Origin of the sequence: Nocardioides sp. 503 (assembly GCF_004522095.1) — a bacterium.
In the GTDB taxonomy this organism is placed as follows: Bacteria; Actinomycetota; Actinomycetes; order Propionibacteriales; family Nocardioidaceae; genus Nocardioides.
In genome coordinates this window covers 62,127-82,315 of sequence record NZ_SPUI01000009.1, presented here as the reverse complement: position 1 = coordinate 82,315, position 20,189 = coordinate 62,127, and the positions used below count along the sequence as shown (strand labels likewise).

Annotated in this window: 24 protein-coding genes; 14 read left to right on the top strand and 10 right to left on the bottom strand. The window is 72.8% G+C overall.

What is annotated here, in order from left to right; translation table 11 throughout:
- Window positions 1-24: 24 nt before the first annotated feature.
- On the bottom strand, window positions 25-1,362 hold the full coding sequence (locus E4622_RS20415) for an aminotransferase class I/II-fold pyridoxal phosphate-dependent enzyme (RefSeq protein WP_134742068.1): 1,338 nt from the start codon (window positions 1,360-1,362) through the stop codon (window positions 25-27).
- Window positions 1,363-1,462: 100 nt separating this feature from the next.
- Between E4622_RS20415 and E4622_RS20410 the strand changes: the two genes are divergently transcribed.
- Window positions 1,463-2,401, top strand: a complete 939-nt coding sequence (locus E4622_RS20410; RefSeq protein WP_134742067.1) for a helix-turn-helix domain-containing protein — start codon at window positions 1,463-1,465, stop codon at window positions 2,399-2,401.
- On the opposite strand, the gene E4622_RS20405 is transcribed toward E4622_RS20410, so the two are convergent.
- Window positions 2,398-2,616, bottom strand: a complete 219-nt coding sequence (locus E4622_RS20405; protein WP_134742066.1) for a hypothetical protein — start codon at window positions 2,614-2,616, stop codon at window positions 2,398-2,400. The two genes, E4622_RS20410 and E4622_RS20405, sit on opposite strands and share 4 nt — an antisense overlap.
- Window positions 2,617-2,701: 85 nt before the next feature.
- Between E4622_RS20405 and E4622_RS20400 the strand changes: the two genes are divergently transcribed.
- Window positions 2,702-3,322, top strand: coding sequence for a TetR family transcriptional regulator (locus tag E4622_RS20400; protein WP_134742065.1), 621 nt, complete (start codon window positions 2,702-2,704; stop codon window positions 3,320-3,322).
- Between the two features lie 4 nt (window positions 3,323-3,326).
- Here E4622_RS20400 and E4622_RS20395 read toward each other — a convergent pair whose 3' ends face one another.
- A complete protein-coding gene (locus E4622_RS20395; protein ID WP_134742064.1) occupies window positions 3,327-4,019 on the bottom strand; it encodes an SDR family oxidoreductase in 693 nt (230 codons plus the stop codon).
- Window positions 4,016-4,993 (bottom strand): zinc-binding dehydrogenase, encoded by a 978-nt coding sequence (locus E4622_RS20390; RefSeq protein ID WP_134742063.1) that lies wholly within the window; start codon window positions 4,991-4,993, stop codon window positions 4,016-4,018. Before E4622_RS20390 ends, E4622_RS20395 begins: the two co-directional genes overlap by 4 nt.
- Window positions 4,994-5,048: 55 nt before the next feature.
- Here E4622_RS20390 and zwf point away from each other — a divergent pair, with 55 nt between their 5' ends.
- A complete protein-coding gene (zwf, locus tag E4622_RS20385; RefSeq protein WP_134742062.1) occupies window positions 5,049-6,491 on the top strand; it encodes a glucose-6-phosphate dehydrogenase in 1,443 nt (480 codons plus the stop codon).
- A 30-nt stretch (window positions 6,492-6,521) separates the two neighbouring features.
- On the opposite strand, the gene E4622_RS20380 is transcribed toward zwf, so the two are convergent.
- Window positions 6,522-7,709, bottom strand: coding sequence for an NADP-dependent malic enzyme (locus E4622_RS20380; RefSeq protein ID WP_280633787.1), 1,188 nt, complete (start codon window positions 7,707-7,709; stop codon window positions 6,522-6,524).
- A 71-nt stretch (window positions 7,710-7,780) separates the two neighbouring features.
- The gene (locus E4622_RS20375; protein WP_280633786.1) at window positions 7,781-8,152 is read right to left on the bottom strand and encodes a S24 family peptidase; all 372 of its coding nucleotides are present in this window, start codon (window positions 8,150-8,152) and stop codon (window positions 7,781-7,783) included.
- Here E4622_RS20375 and sodN point away from each other — a divergent pair.
- The 3 genes from sodN to E4622_RS20360 all read left to right on the top strand — a co-directional run bounded on the left by sodN (window position 8,151) and on the right by E4622_RS20360 (window position 10,006).
- Entirely contained in the window at window positions 8,151-8,552 is a 402-nt protein-coding gene (sodN, locus tag E4622_RS20370; RefSeq protein ID WP_134742060.1) for a superoxide dismutase, Ni, read from the top strand. The two genes, E4622_RS20375 and sodN, sit on opposite strands and share 2 nt — an antisense overlap.
- A 205-nt stretch (window positions 8,553-8,757) precedes the next feature.
- Window positions 8,758-9,183 carry an anti-sigma factor gene (locus E4622_RS20365; RefSeq protein ID WP_134742059.1) on the top strand — a complete coding sequence of 142 codons (426 nt, stop codon included), beginning with the start codon at window positions 8,758-8,760 and terminating at the stop codon, window positions 9,181-9,183.
- Window position 9,184: 1 nt separating this feature from the next.
- Window positions 9,185-10,006 (top strand): RNA polymerase sigma factor SigF, encoded by an 822-nt coding sequence (locus tag E4622_RS20360; RefSeq protein WP_134742058.1) that lies wholly within the window; start codon window positions 9,185-9,187, stop codon window positions 10,004-10,006.
- Between the two features lie 4 nt (window positions 10,007-10,010).
- On the opposite strand, the gene E4622_RS20355 is transcribed toward E4622_RS20360, so the two are convergent.
- Window positions 10,011-10,409, bottom strand: a complete 399-nt coding sequence (locus E4622_RS20355) for a hypothetical protein (RefSeq protein WP_134742057.1) — start codon at window positions 10,407-10,409, stop codon at window positions 10,011-10,013.
- A 192-nt stretch (window positions 10,410-10,601) separates the two neighbouring features.
- On the opposite strand from E4622_RS20355, the gene E4622_RS20350 reads away from it, so the two are divergent.
- A complete protein-coding gene (locus E4622_RS20350) occupies window positions 10,602-10,853 on the top strand; it encodes a WhiB family transcriptional regulator (RefSeq protein WP_091026397.1) in 252 nt (83 codons plus the stop codon).
- 13 nt (window positions 10,854-10,866) lie between these two features.
- Here the strand turns inward: E4622_RS20350 and E4622_RS20345 are convergent, their stop codons facing one another.
- Entirely contained in the window at window positions 10,867-12,342 is a 1,476-nt protein-coding gene (locus E4622_RS20345; protein WP_134742056.1) for a PAS domain-containing sensor histidine kinase, read from the bottom strand.
- A gap of 87 nt (window positions 12,343-12,429) precedes the next feature.
- Between E4622_RS20345 and E4622_RS20340 the strand changes: the two genes are divergently transcribed.
- Genes E4622_RS20340 through E4622_RS20325 form a run of 4 tightly spaced genes read left to right on the top strand, consistent with a single transcriptional unit; the run spans window position 12,430 to window position 15,848 of the window.
- Window positions 12,430-13,272, top strand: coding sequence for a DUF2785 domain-containing protein (locus E4622_RS20340; RefSeq protein WP_134742055.1), 843 nt, complete (start codon window positions 12,430-12,432; stop codon window positions 13,270-13,272).
- Between the two features lie 9 nt (window positions 13,273-13,281).
- The gene (locus tag E4622_RS20335) at window positions 13,282-14,964 is read left to right on the top strand and encodes an acetolactate synthase (RefSeq protein ID WP_134742054.1); all 1,683 of its coding nucleotides are present in this window, start codon (window positions 13,282-13,284) and stop codon (window positions 14,962-14,964) included.
- Complete coding sequence (locus E4622_RS20330; protein ID WP_134742053.1) at window positions 14,964-15,464, top strand: GNAT family N-acetyltransferase; 501 nt, start codon at window positions 14,964-14,966, stop codon at window positions 15,462-15,464. The genes E4622_RS20335 and E4622_RS20330 overlap by 1 nt, the downstream gene beginning before the upstream one ends.
- Window positions 15,465-15,848, top strand: coding sequence for a thioesterase (locus tag E4622_RS20325; RefSeq protein ID WP_134742052.1), 384 nt, complete (start codon window positions 15,465-15,467; stop codon window positions 15,846-15,848).
- A gap of 302 nt (window positions 15,849-16,150) precedes the next feature.
- Here the strand turns inward: E4622_RS20325 and E4622_RS20320 are convergent, their stop codons facing one another.
- Window positions 16,151-16,723, bottom strand: a complete 573-nt coding sequence (locus E4622_RS20320; protein WP_134742051.1) for a TerD family protein — start codon at window positions 16,721-16,723, stop codon at window positions 16,151-16,153.
- 67 nt (window positions 16,724-16,790) lie between these two features.
- Between E4622_RS20320 and E4622_RS20315 the strand changes: the two genes are divergently transcribed.
- A complete protein-coding gene (locus tag E4622_RS20315) occupies window positions 16,791-17,723 on the top strand; it encodes a pseudouridine synthase (RefSeq protein ID WP_134742050.1) in 933 nt (310 codons plus the stop codon).
- 29 nt (window positions 17,724-17,752) lie between these two features.
- Complete coding sequence (locus E4622_RS20310) at window positions 17,753-18,052, top strand: hypothetical protein (RefSeq protein WP_134742049.1); 300 nt, start codon at window positions 17,753-17,755, stop codon at window positions 18,050-18,052.
- A gap of 15 nt (window positions 18,053-18,067) precedes the next feature.
- On the opposite strand, the gene E4622_RS20305 is transcribed toward E4622_RS20310, so the two are convergent.
- Window positions 18,068-18,670: a TetR/AcrR family transcriptional regulator gene (locus E4622_RS20305; RefSeq protein ID WP_134742048.1), complete on the bottom strand. Its 603-nt coding sequence runs from the start codon at window positions 18,668-18,670 to the stop codon at window positions 18,068-18,070.
- A gap of 67 nt (window positions 18,671-18,737) precedes the next feature.
- Here E4622_RS20305 and E4622_RS20300 point away from each other — a divergent pair, with 67 nt between their 5' ends.
- The gene (locus E4622_RS20300) at window positions 18,738-20,165 is read left to right on the top strand and encodes an MDR family MFS transporter (protein ID WP_134742047.1); all 1,428 of its coding nucleotides are present in this window, start codon (window positions 18,738-18,740) and stop codon (window positions 20,163-20,165) included.
- Window positions 20,166-20,189 lie beyond the last annotated feature (24 nt).

Below are 20,189 nucleotides of genomic sequence, written 5' to 3'. Positions count from 1 at the left end.
GCTGGTCAGCGCCGGGTCGTCACCTCACGCAGGTGCATCCGCGGTGAAGTGCACGCCGGTGAACTGCGAGCGCCACGCGGTGACGTCGGGCCCGACCGACGAGGCGTCGACCTCTGGGTCGAGCCCCCGAGCCACGAAGCCCGCCAGCTCGGCCATGTCCGCCCCGGTCATGCCGAGTCGGGCGACCTCCGGCGTGCCGAGGCGCAGCCCGTTGGTGTCGCCGGGCACCTCGTCGGTCGGCAGGCCGATGCCGCAGGCGAGCAGGTTCGCCTGCCGCAGCCGCTGGGCGGCGGCCTGACCGCCGCCGTAGGACGCCGCGAGGACACCGACCATGTGCGAGCGCGTGTAGCCGTCGGCACCGCCGAAGACCGGCACGCCACGGGTGGCCAGCCCGTCCGCGAGTGCCGCCGCGGTCTCGACCATCATGGCGGCGTACGCCGGCCCGGCGGCCTGCCAGTCCACCATCGTCGCGGCCAGCGCCGCGGCCTTGCCGGCGTCGAAGTTGGCGGTCAGGCCGGGGTAGGCGACGGCGTCGAGGCGCTGCGCGAGGTCGGCCTCGTCGGTCACGATCAGGCCGCCCGGAGGGCCGCCGAGGCTCTTGTAGGTGCTCATCGTCATCAGGTGCGCGCCCTCGGCCACTGGGTTGGGCCAGGCCCCGCCGGCGACGAGCCCGCACACGTGCGCGGCGTCGAAGAGCACCTTGGCGCCCACCTCGTCGGCGATCTCACGCACGGCCGCGACCGGGTGGGGGTAGAGGTTCATGCTCGCGCCGAGCGTGATCAGCCGCGGCCGCGACTCGTGCGCCAGGTCGCGGAGCCGGTCGACGTCGACGGTGAACCGCGCCGGGTCGACGGGCGCGGGCAGCGTGCGGAGTCGGTACATGCCGGCCGAGCCCCCGGCGTGGTGGGTGACGTGGCCGCCGATGCTCGGAGGCGGCGCGATGATCGTGTCCCCCGGCTCGCAGGTCACCAGGAACGCGTAGAGGTTGGCGATCGCGCCCGAGGGCACCCGGATCTCGGCGTACGACGCCCCGAAGACCTCCGCGGCGAGCTCGGCCGCCATCACCTCGATCCGCTCGATCGCCTCGAGGCCCGTCTCGTACTTCGCTCCCGGGTAGCCCAGGGACGCCCGCGACCCGAGCCGCGCCGCCAGCATCGCCTCGGCGCGGGGGTTCATCAGGTTGGTCGCGGGGTTGAGGTTGAGCGTCTCCAGGTTGTGGATGCGGTCGTTCTCGGCGATGAGGTGGTCCAGCTCGGCCAACAGGTCGGACGGCGACGCGGCCGCCGCCCGGTCCGCGAGGTCGCCGACGAGCGCCTCGCTCGTGGCGGGGACCCAGGGGCGGTGCTGAAGCGCTCGTGTCATGCGCGCCAACCTAGGTCGCGTGGCACTGCCCGCGCACCGGGCTCGTGCCCGGAGCTGCGGCCGTCCTCTCCTACAGTTGTACGAACGACGAGGGGGCGCGGTGGTCGCGGGAGACGTGCAGGACCGGCTGGACGCGCTCGCGGACGTCCTCGGGCGCAGCCTCACCCTGGACGCACCCGACGGCAGCCTCCTGGCCCACAGCATTCGCGGCGAGGACAGCGACCGCGCGCGGGTCACCAGCATCCTGCGCCGCAGCGTCGCCCCCGACGTCCACGCCTGGCAGCTGGGACACGTCGACACCTCCACGGACACGATCCAGCGGGTCCCGGCCAACGAGGCGCTCGAGCTGTCGGCGCGCCGGTGCCTCCCGGTCCGCGCGCGCGGTCGTTGCCTGGCGCTGCTCTGGATGGTCGACGACGGAGCGCCCCTGGCCGACACGCACCTCGCCGTCCTGCACCGCGCAGCGGCCGACCTGTCACGCCTCGTGCCCGACCGCGCGACGCGCGGAGGCGCCCGGCTGCGCGTGGTGGCGACCGCCGACGACCGGCCACCGGTCGTCGTCTCCTCCGACGCGGAGCTGGCGGCCGCGCTCGACTCCGCCCCTCCTCGTACGGCGGTCGGCGTCAGCGAGCGGGGCGCGCCCGGCGAGGGCGCGGGTGCCCGACTGGTGCGCCAGGCCGTGCTCGCCGCCCGGGTGGCCGCGCGGGACGAGTCGGTGGCGTCGCCGGCCCACTGGTCGGACCTCGGCGTCTACCGACGGCTCGACACCGCCACCGCGCCCGACCCCGACCCGCTCGCGCCGCTGGACGCCTCGTCCTCGGGGCCGATGCTGCTGGAGACCCTCGAGGCCTACCTCGACCTCGCGGGGGACGTCCGCGCCACGGCGGCGCGGCTGCGCCTGCACCGCAGCAGCCTCTACTACCGCCTCGAGCGGCTCGCCGCGGTGCTGGACGCCGACCTCGCCGACGGGCTGGTCCGCCTGGACCTGCACCTCGCGGTCAAGCAGCGCCGGTGGGCGAGGGTGACGGCGACGGACTAGTCGCGCGGGTCCTGCTCCTCGGCCGCCTTCTGCGAGGCGTCCTTGATCTCGTAGAGCTCGGTGGCGAAGCCGCCCAGCGCTCCGGCGACCTCCTGCACGGCCCGGGAGACGATGCTCGCCACCTCGCCGGCCGCCACGGCCGCGGCCTTCACGGCGGACTCGATGGCGTCCTTGCCGATCTCCTGGCGGGACAGGTGGTCCGGTTGCTGGCTCATCTCGCCATTGTCACCCCGGCTCGCCCAGCCGGCCAACGGGCACGTGCCGTGACGGTGCACACATGTCCACTGCTAGGTTGGACGGGTGACCGTCACCCGGGGCGAACGCAAGGAGCGCACGCGGCGCGCGATCCTGGACGCCGCCCTGACGCTCTGCGAGGACAGCTCCTTGGTCGCCCTGTCCCTGCGGCAGGTGGCCAAGGAGGTCGGCATCGTCCCGACCGCCTTCTACCGGCACTTCGACTCGATCGAGGACCTCGGGCTCGCGCTGGTCGACGAGTCGTTCGTGTCCCTGCGCGCGATGCTGCTCGACGTGCGCCGCAGCGACCCGGCCTTCGACGACACCATCGACTCCTCCATCGACATCCTGGTCGACCACGTGCGCCGCCAGCACCAGCACTTCCAGTTCATCGTGCGCGAGCGCGGCGCCGGGCCGGTGAGCGTGCGCACCGCGATCAACCGCGAGATCGAGCTGTGCCAGCAGGAGCTCGCCACGGACCTCGCCCGCCTTCCCGGTACGGCGGACTGGTCACCGGAGGACCTGCGCATCCTGTCGGCGCTGATCGTCACCGCCATGGTGGCGACCGCCGAGGCCATCGTGCGCTCGCCGGACAGCCCCGAGGTGGAGAAGCAGATCGTCGAGGACGCCCGCGTGCAGCTGCGCATGGTGCTGATCGGCGCCCTCAACTGGCGCTCGCGCACCTGACGGACTAGGTCGCGCGGGCCACGACCGGGCGCACGGTCACTTCGGGGATCGTGGCGTCGCCGGACAGGTCGAGCACGTGCAGGATCGTGTCGACGACCGTCTCCGGGGCGATCCACCGCGACGCGTCGTAGGTGCGTCCCTCCTGCTCGTGGACCTTCTCCTGCATGGGCGTCGCCGTGCGGCTGGGGAACACCGTGGTCACGCGCACGCCGTGCCCCGCCTCCTCCGCGCGCAGGGAGTCCGCGAAGCCGCGCAGCCCGAACTTCGACGCGGCGTAGGCCGACCAGGAGGCGCTGGCGGCCAGGCCCGCGGAGGAGTTGACGAACACGAACGTCCCGCGCGTCCGGCGTACGGCGGGCAGGCACCGGCGGGTCAGCAGGGCGGGCGCGACCAGGTTGACGTCGACCTGCTCGCGGAACGCGAGCGGGTCCTGGTCGGCCACCTCGCTCAGCTCGACCACGCCGGCCACGTGGTGCACGGAGGCCAGCTCGTCGGGGATGCCGTCGAGCGCCGCGACGGCGTCCAGGTCGGCGAGGTCGACCACGAGGACGGTGCTGCCGGCGTAGCGCGCCTCCAGCTCGCCCGCCCGCTCGGCCGACCGGGCGAGCAGGACGAGCTGGTCGCCGCGGGCGTGCAGCCGGTCGGCGAGGGCCGCGCCGATGCCGGAGCCGGCGCCGGTGACGAGGTGAGCGGTCATCGGGTGAAGACCACCTTGCCGAACAGGTCTCCCGAGCTCATCGCGGCGAAGCCGTCTCGGGCCTCGGTCATCGGCACCGCACGGTCGACGAGCGGGCGGACGCCGGTGGCGTCGAGCATGGACACCAGCGAGGCGAGCTCGGCGCGGGTGCCCATCGTCGAGCCGATGACGCTGAGCTGCAGGAAGAAGATGCGGGTGAGCTCGGCGTCGTCGAGCTTCGGGCCCGACGTGGTGCCGCTGATGACGATCTTGCCGCCGGGTCGCAGCGCCCGCACCGAGTGGGTCCAGGTCGCGCGGCCCACCGTCTCCATCACGGCGTCGACCTTCACGGGCAGCCGGGCCCCGGACTCGAAGACGTCGTGCGCGCCGAGCTCGAGCGCCCGCGACCGCTTGGCCTCGTCGCGCGAGGTGGCCAGCACCCGCATCCCCGCGGCGCGCCCCAGCATGATGAGCGCGGTCGCGACGCCGCCGCCGGCGCCCTGCACCAGCACGGTGTCACCGGCCTTGAGGTCGCCGCGCGTGAAGAGCATCCGGTACGCCGTCAGCCACGACGTCGGCAGGCAGGCCGCCTCCTCGAACGACAGCGACGCCGGCTTCGGCACGACGTTGGCCGACGGCACGACGACGGTGTCCGCGAAGGTGCCCTGGTGCCGCTCGGAGAGCAGCGAGCGCTTCGGGTCGAGGGTCTCGTCGCCACGCCAGGCCGGGTCGGAGATCACCGCGTGCACGACGACCTCGTTGCCGTCCTCGTCGAGGCCGGCGGCGTCGCAGCCGAGGATCATCGGCAGCGCCTCCTCGCGCAGGCCGACGCCCTGCAGCGACCACAGGTCGTGGTGGTTGAGCGAGGCGGCCTTGACGCTCACCCGGGTCCAGCCGTCGGGCACCTCGGGCTCGGGCCGCTCCCCCACGACCAGGCCCGCGAGCGGGTCGTCGGAGTCGGCGGCGGCGAAGGAGTCGGCGTAGACGGCGAACATGTTCCGACCCTACTGACGTCACATCCCGGCAATCTTCGAGGTCTACGGTCGCGCCATGGAGCACCCCCACGTCGTCGTCCTCTTCGGCGCCACCGGCGACCTCTCACGGCGCAAGCTGCTGCCCGGCATGCTGCGGCTCTTCGAGGCCGGGCTGCTGGCCGACTGCCGCATCATCGGCACCTCGCTGGACGACCTCGAGCCCGACGAGTTCGTGGAGCTGGCGCGCGCGGCCTGCGCGGAGTTCGGCAAGGGCGAGCTGGGCGAGGAGCGCTGGACGGCGTTCGCCTCGACGCTGCGCTTCGTGCCGCAGACCGCCGGTCCCGAGGCGCTCTCGGTCCTGGTCAAGGAGTGCGAGTCGGAGCTGGGTCACCCCGACGACGTCCGCCGGCTCCACTACCTCAGCGTCCCTCCCAAGGCCGCGCTGGATGTCGTCCACCAGCTCGCCGCCGCGGACCTCGTGGAGCGCTCGCGGGTGATCATGGAGAAGCCCTTCGGCACCGACCTCGCCTCGGCCCAGGCGCTCAACGCCGAGGTCCACGAGGTCTTCGACGAGGACCAGGTCTTCCGCATCGACCACTTCCTCGGCAAGGAGGCGGCCCAGAACATCCTGGCCTTCCGCTTCGCCAACGGCCTCTTCGAGCCGATCTGGAACCGCAACTTCATCGACCACGTGCAGATCGACGTGCCCGAGACGCTGGGCCTCGACGGCCGCACCCGCTTCTACGAGAGCACCGGCGCCTACCGCGACATGGTGGTCACGCACCTGATGCAGGTGCTGGCGTTCATGGCGATGGAGCCGCCGACCTCGCTGGCACCCGGGCCGATCAGCGACGAGAAGCTCAAGGTCTTCCGCTCGATGCGCCCCATCGAGACGGCGAACGTCGTCCGCGGCCAGTACTTCGGCTACCGCGACGAGGAGGGCGTGGCCGACGACTCCGACACCGACACGTTCGTGGCGCTCAAGGTCGAGATCGACAACTGGCGGTGGGCCGGGGTGCCGTTCTTCCTGCGCACCGGCAAGAAGATGGCGGAGGGTGCCCGGATCATCTCGATCGCGTTCAAGGAGCCGCCGCTCTCGATGTTCCCGGCCGGGTCCAACGCGGGCACGCACGGCCCCGACCACCTGACGTTCGACCTCGCGGACCACTCGCGGATGTCGCTGTCGTTCTACGGCAAGCGACCGGGGCCGGGCATGACGCTGGAGAAGGTCTCGATGCAGTTCGCCACGACCGAGACCAAGGGCGCCAAGTCGGTGCTCGAGGCCTACGAGCGGCTCATCCACGACGCCATGCGCGGCGACCACACGCTCTTCACCACCGCCGCGGGCATCGAGGCGCTCTGGGAGAGGTCCACCGCGCTCGTGGAGGACCCGCCGCCGGTGCGCGGCTACGCCCCCGGCAGCTGGGGGCCCAACGCCATCCACCAGCTGATCGCGCCCCACGCCTGGCGGCTGCCGTTCGAGCGCACCTGGCGCGACCCCAACGCCACCGGCCAGTAGCGCCGGCAGCTCAGCAGGCGCACGGACGGCTCAGCGGCGCGCGACGCCGTCGCGGCGGGCGGCGGCGGCGACGGCGGCCGCGACCGCCGGCCCGACGCGCGGGTCGAACGGCGAGGGGATCACCAGGTCCTCGGAGAGCTCGTCGCCGACGAGGTCGGCGATGGCCTCGGCCGCCGCGAGCTTCATGCCCTCGGTGATCGCCGTCGCGCGCACGTCGAAGGCGCCGCGAAAGATGCCGGGGAACGCCAGGACGTTGTTGATCTGGTTGGGGAAGTCGGAGCGCCCCGTGGCGACCACCCGGGCGTGGCGGCGGGCCACCTCCGGGTGCACCTCCGGGTGCGGGTTGGCCAGCCCGAACACGATCGAGTCGGGCGCCATGCGGGCGACGTCCTCCTCGGGCACGGTCCCTCCGGAGACGCCGATGTAGACGTCGGCGCCGTCCAGGACGTCGGCCAGCGAGCCGGTGCGATGGGTGCGGTCGGCCGTGAGCTGGGCGAGCGCGCGCTTGACCGGCGTCAGGTCGCCGCGCGAGGAGTGCAGGACGCCCTTGCGGTCGGTGACGGCGAGGTCCTCGACGCCGGCCTCGAGCAGGATCTTGGCGACGGCCACACCGGCCGCGCCCGCACCCGAGATCACGACCCGGGTCGTGGCCGGCGCACGCCCGGTGAGCCGCAGCGCGTTCTTGAGCGCGGCCAGGGCGACGACGGCGGTGCCGTGCTGGTCGTCGTGGAAGACCGGGATGTCGAGGCGCTCCTTGAGCCGGTCCTCGATCTCGAAGCAGCGCGGGGCCGAGATGTCCTCGAGGTTGATCCCTCCGAAGCTCGGCGCCAGGCGCACGACGGTCTCGATGATCTCCTCGGTGTCGGTGGTGTCCAGGCAGATCGGCACGGCGTCGACGCCGCCGAACTGCTTGAAGAGGACCGCCTTGCCCTCCATCACCGGCATCGCGGCCGACGGCCCGATGTCGCCGAGACCGAGCACCGCGGTGCCGTCGGTGACGACCGCGACGACGTTGGGGACCCACGTGTAGTGCTGGGTCATCGACGGGTCGGCGGCGATGGCCTCGCACACGAGCGCCACGCCCGGCGTGTAGGCCAGGGACAGCTCGGCCGGCCCGGTCAGGGGGGTGGTGGAGACGACCTGCATCTTGCCGCCGAGGTGCAGGTCGAAGACCGGGTCGCCGGAGTGCGGGTGCGGGGGGAGCTCAGCGGTTGCCACGAGGATCGATCCTTCCACAGCGGCACCGGTCCGCCCGGGCCGTCCCAGATGCGCCGCTGGCAGGCACACGGTCAGAGGCGTCGGGAGGGGCGCGGCCAGGCCCGCGCCAGGACCACGGCCCGCACGTCCTGGTCCGCGACGACGCCGCGGTGGCGCGAGTCGACGCCGACCGCCGGGTTGTCGCTGAGCAGCCACCAGCCCGTCGTACGCCGCTCGGCGGCGCGCTTGACCACCAGCGTCCCGTCCGGGAACGCCGCCACCACCACGTCGCCGACCGACGGGCGCCGGCGGTAGGACACGAGCAGCCGGTCGCCCGGGCGCAGGGTGGGGAGCATGGAGTCGTGACGGACCAGTGCCCACCCCCAGAACGCCCCTCGTGGCCGTCTCTCCATGCGGAGTAGTGTCGCAAGCACACGCTTCACCCACGACGAGAGGACACGCATGTTCGCGCGACTGTTCGCCCCCACGGTCGAGGTCTCGGCCCACTGCGACCTTCCCTGCGGTGTCTACGACCCCGCTCAGGCCCGCATCGAGGCCGAGTCGATCAAGGCCATCATCGCCAAGGTCGCCGACAACGACGACCCCGACTTCCGCACCCGCGCCATCCTGATCAAGGAGCAGCGCTCGGAGCTGGTCAAGCACCACCTGTGGGTGCTGTGGACCGACTACTTCAAGCCCCCGCACTTCGAGAAGTACCCGCAGCTCCACACCCTCGTCAACGAGGCGACCAAGCTGGCCGGCGCCTCCGGCACCAAGGGCGAGCTCGACGCCGGCAAGGCCGACGAGCTGCTCGCCAAGATCGACGAGATCGCCGAGATCTTCTGGGAGACCAAGAAGGCCTGACGTCCCCGGCAGGTCAGCGACCTGCAGCGAGACCGACCGACGCCGCCCCGTCCGCACGGACGAGGCGGCGTCGTCGCGTTCGGAGACACGGCGTTTGTCACGGGCAGGCTCCGGGTACACGCCCGGTGGCCGCCTCGGCCGATGCACGCCCTGTCCGCAGTAGGGTCCTCCACGACCTGCCTCGCTTCAACGAAGGACGAAACACATGTCGGTGACGGGCACGGCCCAGCAGGGCGACCACCAGCGCGACCGGGCCGACGTCGAGCTCCGGCTCCCGGCCGACAGCGCCTACGCCTCCGTGCTGCGCACGACCACCGCCGGCCTCGCGGCCCGCCTGGACTTCACCATCGACGACATCGAGGACCTGCGGATCGCCGTCGGCGAGGCCTCGGCGCTGGTGCTGCCCGAGGCCGACGCCGGCACCGACCTGATCTGCCGCTTCTACCTGTCGCCGGGCGAGCTCACGATCTCGGTGGGGGTCACCGCGGCCGTCTCGCCCGCCCCCGACTACGACAGCTTCGCCTGGCAGGTGCTGACCACCCTGGCCACGAGCGCGACCGCCACCACCGAGGGCGGCCGGTACGTCGTGACGATGACGATGCAGTCGTCGCTCGGGGTCCCCGGACTCTGACATGGACCCTCAGACCCCTCGGGACGAGCCCGTCCCGCCGGAGAGCGAGGCGCCCACCGGCGTCGAGCTGACCCGTCGGCGCAGCGCCGAGCTGTTCCTCGAGCTGCACGACGACACCGCACCGCAGTCCTCCCGCGAGGGGGCTCGCGACTCCCTCGTCCACCTGCACCTGCCGTTGGTGGAGCACTGCGCCCGCCGCTTCCGCAACCGCGGCGAGCCGTTCGAGGACCTGGTCCAGGTGGGCACGATCGGGCTGATCAAGTCGATCGACCGCTTCGACTCCGACCGCGGCGTGGAGTTCTCGACCTACGCCACGCCCACGATCATCGGCGAGATCAAGCGCTACTTCCGCGACAAGGGCTGGGCGATCCGGGTCCCCCGGCGCCTCCAGGAGCTGCGGATGCAGATCGGCGCCGCCTCGGCCGAGCTGACCCAGTCGCTGGGTCGCTCCCCCACGGCGCGCGAGCTCGCCGAGAACATCGGCTGCACGGTCGAGGAGATCGTCGAGGGCATCGAGTCCAGCAACGCCTACTCCACCCTCTCCCTCGACGCGAGCGACGACTCCGACGACGGCTCCGCCTCGATGCTGGACGCCATCGGGATCGACGACGCCGGCCTGGAGCACGTGGAGATCCGCGAGTCGATCAAGCCCCTGCTCGACCGGCTCGACCCGCGCGAGAAGAAGATCCTGCTGCTGCGCTTCTTCAAGAACATGACGCAGTCGCAGATCGCCGAGGAGATCGGCGTCTCGCAGATGCACGTCTCGCGCCTGCTCACCCGCACCCTCGACCAGCTGCGGGCCTCCTTGGAGGAGGAGGACTAGACCATCAGTCCTCGCGCCGGGACCCCGTCGGGTCGTCGGCGAGGACCGCCATGGTGGCCGGGTGGATGATCCCGGCGACCACGACGACGGCGACGACGGCCATCGGGAGCGCCACCCCGGGGTAGTCGCGCAGGTTCCACGCCAGCCCGAGCTGGATCAGCTGCGTGAGCAGCACGGGCCCCCGCGCCCACGAGTGCTGGCGGGTCAGCGCCCAGGCACAGCCCGTCAGCGCCACGCCGTACGCCGCGAAGAACACGCTGGTCGTGACGCCGACCGACACCCGTTCGGAGGAGACGTGCGCCATCTCCAGCACGGCCAGCATGACCAGCAGGAGGCCCTGCAGCCCGGCGAGCGAGGCCGCGACGACGAGCTGCGGGGGGTTGGGAAGGGGTGTGGGGGGCACCTGCGAAGGGTACGGGGCAGCCACCAGGAGTGCCTGTGACCCAGAAGACCACCCGAAAGGCTTGAATCGTGCGTGTTTAGTTGCGACTCTGGTGGGGCGCTCGTGAAAACCTTCACTTTTGCGTCAACACGCGCGCCCGCAGGCTGGAAAGCCCCTGCCTGCACTCAATGCGAAAGAGAGATCCACCACCCCATGGATTGGCGTCACCGTTCCGCGTGCCTCGACGAGGATCCGGAGCTGTTCTTCCCGATCGGCAACACCGGTCCGGCCATCCTCCAGATAGAGGAGGCCAAGCAGGTGTGCCGTCGATGCGACGTGCGCGAGCAGTGCCTCGCCTGGGCCATCGAGGCGGGCCAGGACCACGGTGTCTGGGGTGGACTCAGCGAAGACGAGCGGCGCGCGCTCAAGCGCCGCAACGCGCGCTCGCGCGTGCGCACCGCCTGAGCGTCTCGTCTCCTCAGTCGGCCGGTAGGTCGATCTCGGCCCGCGTGCCGGCACCCTGCGGGAGCCTGCCCAGCGACAGCTGACCGCCCAGCTCCGACTCCACGAGCGTGCGCACGATCGAGAGCCCCAGGCTCGAGGAGCCGTCGAGGTCGAAGCCCTCGGGCAGCCCGCGCCCGTCGTCGTCCACCGTCACGTGCAGGCGGCCCACCAGGCGCCGGACGGTGACGGTGATCGTGCCGCTCAGCTCGAGGTCGTCGGCGTCGTAGCCGTGCTCCACGGCGTTCTGCAGGACCTCGGTCAGCACCATCGCCAGCGCGGTGGCCGACTCCGAGGCCAGCACCCCGAACGTCCCCTCCCGGCGCACCCGCACCCGACCCCCCTGCGAGCCGACCTCGGCCACCATCGCCCCCAGCCGGTCCGCGATCTCGTCGAACTCGACGTTCTCCTCGACCGCCTGGCTCAGGGTCTCGTGGACGATCGCGATCGACCCCACCCTCCGCACGGCCTCCTCCAGCGCCAGCTTGGCCTCGTCGGAGTCGATCCGGCGGGCCTGGAGCCGCAGCAGCGCGGCCACGGTCTGCAGGTTGTTCTTCACGCGGTGGTGGATCTCGCGGATGGTGGCGTCCTTGGTGACCAGCTCGCGGTCGCGGCGGCGCAGGTCGGTCACGTCCCGCACCAGGATCAGCCCGCCGATGTGCTCACCGTGCGGGCGCAGCGGGATCGAGCGCACGATCAGCGAGACCGCCTCGGTGCCGATCTCGGTGTCGCGGTGGGCGCGACCGCCCAGCACCGCGCTCAGCGTCTCCTCGTCGGGTCGCCGCCGGGGCGGCACCAGCTCGCGGGTGAGGTCCGGCAGCGCGAGGCCTGCGAGGTCGCCGGACAGCCCGAGCCGCCGGTAGACCGACAGCGCGTTGGGGCTGGCGTAGACGACCCGACCCGCCGCGTCGACGCGCAGGAAGCCGTCGCCCACGCGCGGGGAGTCGGCGTGGTCGCTGCGCTGGCCGGCCGAGGGGAAGTGCCCGGCCGCGATCATCTGGGTCAGGTCGGCCGCGGTCTGCAGGTAGGACAGCTCCAGCCGGCTGGGCGTGCGGACCCCGAGCAGGTTGGTGTTGCGCGCGATCACCGCGATGACCCGGTCCTGGCGCCGCACCGGGATGGTCTCCACCCGCACCGGCACGTCGTCGCGCCACTCGGGGTCCCCCTCGCGAACCAGCCGGCCGCGGGTCCACGCCTCGTCGAGCATGGCCCGGCGCCCGGCCGGCACGAAGGTCCCGACGATGTCGTCGACGTACGCCGTGGGGCCGGTCGTGGGGCGCATCTGGGCCCCGGCCCAGAAGCCGTTGCCGGCCTGGTCGGGCAGCCACAGCACCAGGTCGGCGAAGGAGAGGTCGGCGATGATCTGCCAGTCGGCCTGGAGCAGCATCAGCCACGCGACGTCGGCCTCGTCGAGGTCGGTGTGGCTGCGCACGAGCTCGGTCAGGGACGGCACCCGGCCCACCCTAGAGCGTGGATCGGGCCGCCACAGGGGTGAGACCCCGGGGCGACGGAGCGGCCCCGCTTTGGCACTATGGGTCGCATGTCGGCGGCGTACTGGAGGCAGGTCCACGAGGACGACTTCGCCGTCCCCACCGACCGCCCGCTGGCCGACCTCACCGCCGAGCTGACCCGCCTCCTGGGCGACGCGGACCCGGACCTGCGCGACGGCCTCGCGTTGCCCGCCCTGGCCACGTGGGTCGAGCGCGGCGTCTACGACGACCTGTTGCGCGGGCTCGGCGACGGCATGGCGGCCGGACTGCGCGTCGGCCTCGGCGAGCGCGACACCGACACGGTCTTCCGGCGCAGCTTCTCGGTCCTGGTGCTCGGCGAGTGCATCGCGCGCGACAACGAGCGCCCGCTGGTCCCGGGTGGCAAGGTGCTCGACTGGGGCGACCGGATCGCGACCTGGATCCTGCAGGAGCGCGACCTGCGCGGCTTCGTGCCGGGCAAGGGGTGGGCCCACGCCGTCGCTCACGGCGCCGACGCCCTCGGCACCCTGGCCCGCTCCCCTCACGTGGGGGCGGCCGAGCTGGTGGTCGTGCTCGACGTGATCGCCGAGCGGCTCGCCGCACCCGCCGACGGGCTGCTCACCTCCGGCGAGCCGGACCGGCTCGCGCTCGCCGCCATGAGCGTCCTGCGCCGCAACCGCGTGCCGTGGGACCTGGTCGAGCCCTGGGTGGAGGCGGTCACCGCCACCGCGGCCCACCAGCGGCTGCCCGACCGCGACCCCTACGTGCGCAGCGGCGACGCCGAGGCCTTCCTGCGCGCGCTCTACCTCCAGCTGGCGCTGGGCCCGCGACCTCCCGCCGTGCGCGCGGACCTGATGCTGCTCCTGGTCGACGCGCTGCGGTCCACCAACCAGGTCCTGCTCGCGCCTGAGTAGCCTGCGGGCATGACCCAGGAGCAGACCACGGACGGCACCACCCCGGGCACGATCGAGGGGCACTCCGGCGAGCTCGCCGTCGCCGTCGCCCGCGCCTACGGCGTGGAGACCATGTTCACCCTGTCGGGGGCGCACGTCTTCCCGATGTACGACGGCGCCGTGAAGGCCGATCCGCCGATGCGGCTGCTCGACGTGCGCCACGAGCAGACCGCGGCGTTCGCGGCCGAGGCCACCGGCAAGCTGACCCGCGTGCCCGGCCTGGCCGTGCTGACGGCCGGGCCCGGTGTGACCAACGGGGTCAGCGCCATCGCCCAGGCCCAGTTCGCCGGGTCCCCGATGGTCGTCGTCGGCGGCCGCGCCCCCGCCAACCGCTGGGGCAGCGGCAGCCTGCAGGAGCTGGACCAGCCGCCGATCGTCGCGTCGGTCTCCAAGCTGGCGACGACGCTGCACACCGCCGGCGACATCCTCGGCGGGATGGACACCGCGTTCGCCACGGCCGGGTCCTCGCACCGCGGGCCGGTGTTCGTGGACGTGCCGATGGACGAGTTCTTCGCCGCCTCGTCCGGGCCGGCACCCAGCCGCTCCTCCACGCGCGGCGCCGAGCCCGACGGCGACGCGGTCGCCAGGATCGCCGGGCTGCTCGCCGGCGCCTCCCGTCCCGTGCTGATCCTCGGCACCGACGTGTGGGCCGACCGGGCCGAGGAGGCGGCGCTGCGCTTCGTCCAGGACGTCGGCGTCCCGGTCATCACCAACGGCATGGGCCGCGGGATCATCCCCGGAGGGCACCCGCTGCTCGCCACCAAGGCGCGCGGTCAGGCGCTGGGAGGAGCGGACCTGGTGGTCGTCGTCGGCACCCCGCTCGACTTCCGCCTCGGCTACGGCATCTTCGGCGGCAAGGACGGGGCCGAGCCCGCCCAGGTGGTCCACGTCGCCGACTCCCCCGGCCAGGTCTCCGGTCACGCCACCCTCGCCGCCTCGGTGTCCGGCGACCTCACCGCGGTCTTCGACGGCCTCCAGGCCGGCCTCGAGCGCGGCAGCAAGCCCGACTGGAGCGCCTGGGTCACGAGCCTGCAGGACACCGCCAAGGCCGCGACCGCCCGCGACCGGGAGCTTCTGACCGCCGAGGCCGACCCGATCCACCCCGCGCGCATCTACGGCGAGCTCGTGCCGCGCCTCGCCGAGGACGCGGTCGTCATCGGCGACGGTGGCGACTTCGTGAGCTTCGCCGGCAAGTTCGTCGAGCCCCAGCGCCCCGGCGGCTGGCTCGACCCCGGCCCCTACGGCTGCCTCGGCGCCGGGCTGGGCGCGGCGATCGCGGCCCGGCTGGCGCGCCCCTCCTCCCAGGTGGTGCTGCTGCTCGGCGACGGCGCGGCCGGCTTCTCGCTGATGGACGTCGACACCCTGGTGCGCCACCGCCTCCCCGTCGTCATGGTCATGGGCAACAACTCCGCCTGGGGCCTGGAGAAGGGCCCGATGCAGATGCTCTACGGCTACGACGTGGTCGCCGACCTCGCGCCCCGGACGGCCTACGACGAGGTCGTGAAGGCGCTCGGCGGTGGCGGCGAGACGGTCACCGACCCGCGCCAGATCGGGGCGGCCCTCGACCGCGCCTTCGCCGCGGACGTGCCCTACCTCGTCAACATCATCACCGACGTCGACGCCGCCTACCCGCGCGCGACCTTCGGGATCTGATGCGGCTGCGACGAGCCACGCCCGGCGACTACGAGGCGATCGGACGGGCCACCGTGGCGGCGTACGTGCCGTTCCTGGGCGAGGCGGGACCGCGCTCGGGCTACGCGCTGCGACTGGCCGACACGGCCTCCCGCGACCGCGACGCCGAGGTGTGGGTGGCCGAGGAGGACGGCAGGGTCCTGGGCTCGGTCACCATCTGTCCCGAGGGGTCGCCGTGGGCGCAACGGGCCGAGCCGGGCGAGGGTGAGTTCCGGATGCTGGCCGTCGACCCGACCGCTCACGGCCGTGGTGTCGGGCGGGCGCTGCTCGAGCTGACCGTCGAGCGCTTCCGGGCCGACGGCGCACGGGCGGTCGTGCTCGGCAGCCTGGAGGACATGCACGCCGCCCACCGGCTCTACGAGCGCGCCGGCTTCGCACGGGTGCCGGAGCGCGACTGGGAGCCCGAGCCGGGCGTCCAGCTGCTCTGCTTCCGCCTGCCGCTGACCACCGAGGAGCCCTGAGTGGACGCCAGCCTGACCTTCACCGTGACCGAGGCGGACACCGCGCAGGCGGTCGGCTCCGGCAGCCTGCCCGTGCTCGGCACCCCACGCCTGCTGGCCTGGCTGGAGGCCGCCACCTGCGCGGCCGTCGACCCCACGCTGCCCGACGGCTCCACGAGCGTCGGCACCCGCGTGGCGCTCGAGCACACGGGCGCCAGCCCGGTGGGCCAGGTGGTCGAGGTGAGCGCCTCGGCGTCGTACGTCGACGGCCGCCTGCACCGCTTCACCGTCGCCGCCCGCCACGTCGACGCGGGCGTCCCGGGCAAGGTCGTGGCCACCGGAGAGGTGACCCGCGTCGTGGTCGACGCCGCCAAGTTCCTGAGCCGGATTTCTCCTGCGGGTTGAAGTCTGGGAAACTGACCCTTGGCCCTCAGCGGGTCGCGACCCGATTCGAGGAGGAACCATGGGCAAGACCGGACGCAAGCGCCGCGCGCGCAAGAAGAAGGCCGCCAACCACGGCAAGCGCCCCAACGCCTGAGCGCACCGCTCGGCAGTTGCACTGAACCCCCCGCCGTTGGCCGGGGGTTCGTTGCATTTGTGAGCTGGTGCCCCGCGGGCGTTTCCCCAAGGTATGCACCTGAGCTGTCACTTCCCGGGGGTTGCACACCGAGGGAAGTGACACCTTCCCTGCATACCTTGGGGAAACGTCACCGCGAGAGGTACGGCTGCAGCGCCCCCACGGACTCGCTGGGCACCTTGACCGCGATGCCCTCGCCGAGTGCGACGAGCGTCCACCCCGCGCCGTCGCGGACCAGCTTGGCCATCACCAGGCCGGTCTCGGGTACGCCGGCGGTGATGCGGAACCGCGCGAACTCCTCCTCGTGCTCGTCGACGAGGCGCACGTAGGCGCGGTCGATCCAGGTGAGGCTGTGGCCCTGGTAGCTGCTGACGAGCAGGATGATCGTGTCGACCGGTCCGTGCACGCGCTCGAGGTCGACGGTGATGACCTCGTCGTCGCCCTCCCCCGAGCCGGTCGTGTTGTCGCCGAGGTGGACCACGGAGCCGTCGCGGGTCCGCAGGTTGTTGTAGAACGCCAGGTCGAAGAGCTGCCCACCGGCGAACTGCACCGCCGAGGCGTCCAGGTCGACGTCGGGGGCGCCGGTGCCCATGGCGCCGGCGGTCGGGATCTTGTCCCAGCCCAGGCCCACGTGCAGGCGGGTGCGCGGCCGCCCGTCGTCGGTGGTCAGCGCCAGCTCCTGGCCCTTGGTCAGCTCGATCACGTTCGGGTCCTCACGTCGGTGGTGCCTCCGAACGTACCCGTCGCGCGGCTGCGTCTAGCCTCGGCTGGTGCCTCCCCGATCCCCGCTGCCGCCACGCCACGGCCTCGGCGCCGCCTGGCTGCGGACCCCGGACCGGGAGCGCGACGGCCGCCCCGCGCCGTGGGCGACGATGGGCGACTGGCTGCGACACCGGCTCGACGGCCGCACCGACGTGGCCGGGATGCTCGCCGGCGAGCGCTTCGTGTACGACGACGCGCGCGCCGTGCGCGACGGCGACCCCTACCGGCCGCACACGTTCGTGTGGTTCCACCGCGACCTGCGCGAGGAGGCGGTGGTGCCGGGCACCCTGGACGTGCTCCACCGCGACGAGCGCATCGTGGTCGTCGACAAGCCGGCCTTCCTCTCGACCATCCCGCGCGGCCAGCACGTCCGGCAGAGCGTCGTGGTCCGGCTGCGCGACGAGCTCGGGCTGCCCGAGCTGTCGCCGCTGCACCGCCTGGACCGGATCACCTCCGGGGTGCTGCTGCTGGCCACCGAGCGGCGGTGGCGCGGCCCGTACCAGGTGATGTTCGAGCACGGCACCGTGCGCAAGACCTATCGCGCGCTCGCGCCCTGGCGCGCCGACCTGACCCTGCCGACGACCGTGCGTGACCACGTCCGCAAGACGCGCGGCGAGTGGCGGGCCGAGGTCGTGCCGGGCGCCCCGGTCAACGCGGAGACGCTGGTCGAGCTGGAGTCGCGCGACGGCGACCTCGCCGTCTACCGCCTCACGCCGCGCACCGGCCGCACCCACCAGCTGAGGCTGCACCTGCACGGCCTCGGCGTCCCGATCGTCGGCGACCCGCTCTACCCGGTCGTGCGGGAGACCTCGGTCGACGACTTCACGCGGCCGCTGCAGCTGCTCGCGGCGGAGCTCGCCTTCGTCGATCCCGTCGACGGCACGCCCCGCCGGTTCGTGAGCCGCCGACGCCTGCCGCTGACCCCGGAGCAGCCTCGGTAGGCTGCGCGGACCGAGGACAGGGGTACGACATGGTGGCGAGCCGATCGGCCCGCGAGCGCAAGGCCGCGACCGAGGCCGGCCCGCTGGCGAAGGTCCGGATCGAGGTCGACGGGCAGGACCAGTTCGTCTACAAGATCAGCTGCACCGAGTGCACCGTGCGCGGCCACATCGCGTGGTCGGCGTACCGGCCAGGCGAGGACAACGGGTTCATGGCCGCCATGGACCGGTGGACCTTCCACCTCGTCGAGCGGCACCCCGACAGCCAGGCGCCGTGCCTGACGTACCTCGACGCCGCGCAGCAGCGGCTCCAGGAGCGGCGGGAGCAGTAGCGGGATGCTGGGGCGTCACGCCTCCCCGCCGGTCGTCACCAACGGCAGGAACACCTCGTCGAGGATCTCCTCGATCACCGCATCGGGCACGGGGGCCAGCGTCATCAGCGCCTCGTGGCGATAGAGGTCGAAGGCCAGCGACCGCAGGCGTGGCGTGAGGCGGCCCCGAGGGATCTCGCCGCGCTCGACCGCGCGGTCGAGGATCACGTCGATCGCGGTCGGCCCGTCCCCCAGGATCACGGTCCGCAGGACGGTGGGGCTGGTGCCGGTCTCCTGGAAGTAGGAGCCGAGGTAGTAGGTGAGCATGGCCGCGGAGGTGACGGTGCGTCCGTTCGCCAGACGCATCGTCGCCACCAGGTCGCCGCGCAGGGACCCCGTGTCGGGCACCTCGGCCTCCTCGCGACGCAGCGCGTGCTCGACGGCGGCGCGGACCAGCTCCGCCTTGGTCGCCCACCGTCGGTAGATCACCGGTCGACTGGTCTGCGCCCGCTGCGCGACCGCGTCGATGGTCAGGGCGCCGTACCCGACGTCGCACAGCTCCTGCCAGGCCGCCTCCAGGAGGGCGGCCTCCAGGACGGCGCCGCGACGCCGACGTGCCGAGCCGTCTTCAAGATTCACTTGCGTATCTTATCGCAGGTCCCTAGTCTCTCGAAGACACATTCCTGTATCTAAAGAGAGCAGCGCCATGAGCCGTCCCCTTCCAACCGCCCCTGCCGCGGCGAGCGACGCGTCCCTGGACCCCCAGCTGAGGCGGCTCGTGCTGGCGATCATCGTCGGCGCGGTCGCGGTCATCCTCGACACCACCATCGTCAGCGTCGGGATCGAGAGCCTCGGCCGGTCGCTGGACGCACCGGTCTCCACCATCCAGTGGATCGGCTCGGTCTACCTGCTGGCGATGTTCGTGACCATCCCGCTCACCGGCTGGGCCCAGGGACGGCTCGGCAGCAAGCGCCTGTGGCTGCTCGCCCTCACGACCTTCACCGTGGGATCGGTCCTGTGCGCCCTGGCCTGGGACGCCCCCAGCCTGATCGCCTTCCGAGCCCTCCAGGGCGCCGGCGGCGGGGTGATGATGCCGCTGATGACCACGGTCCTGATGCAGGCCGCCGGGGGTCGCAGCCTCGGGAGGCTGATGGCCATGGTGAGCCTGCCGGCGGCACTGGGGCCGATCCTGGGACCGGTGCTGGGCGGCATCATCCTGGACTCGCTGTCGTGGCGCTGGCTGTTCCTGGTCAACCTCCCGCTCGGCCTGGTCGGGCTGGTCCTCGCCCTCCGGCTCTTCCCGGCCGACGAACCCGGACGGCGCGTCCCCCTCGACCACGTCGGCGCACTGCTGGTCACGCCCGGAGTGGTCGGCGTGATCTACGGGTTGACCCAGGTCGGCGAGGCCGGCGGCTTCGGAGCCTCCCGCGTCCTGGTGCCGATGCTCGCCGGTCTGGTGCTGCTGGGCGGCTTCGTGGCCTGGGCCCTGCACCGCGGCGAGCGGGCGTTGATCGACGTCAGGCTGCTGCGCCACCGCTCGGTGGCGACGTCCTCGGCCCTGCTCCTGCTGACCGGCGTCGCGCTGTACGGCGCGATGCTCCTCCTGCCGCTGTACTGGCAGCAGGTCCGCGGGGAGGACGCCCTGCACGCCGGGCTGCTCCTGGTCCCCCAAGGCATCGGCGCGCTCGCCTCCCGCAGCCTCGCAGGCAGGCTCACCGACTCGATCGGCGGCCGCTGGGTGGCCCTGGCCGGCTTCGCGGTCATCACCCTCGGCACGATCCCGTTCGCGTTCGCCGACGAGCACACCAGCACGTGGTGGCTCATGGCCACCCTGGTCGTGCGCGGCTTCGGCCTCGGCGCCGTCGTCATCCCCCTCATGACCGGCGCCTACGTCGGGCTGCAGCGCCACGAGATGCCCGACGCCAGCATCCTCACCCGCGTCGCCCAGCAGCTCGGGGGCTCCCTGGGCATCGCGGTCCTCGCCATGATCCTCGCCCACAGCGTCACCGACGCGGGTGGCGTCATCAGCGGGTTCCACGCCGCGTTCTGGTGGGCCACCGGCCTCTCCGGTCTGGCAGTCGCCCTCTCCCTCGCCCTCCCGGCGCGGGCGCCGGCGCCGGCGGCCGGGCGCTGATGTCCGGCCCCCGACCCGGGGCAG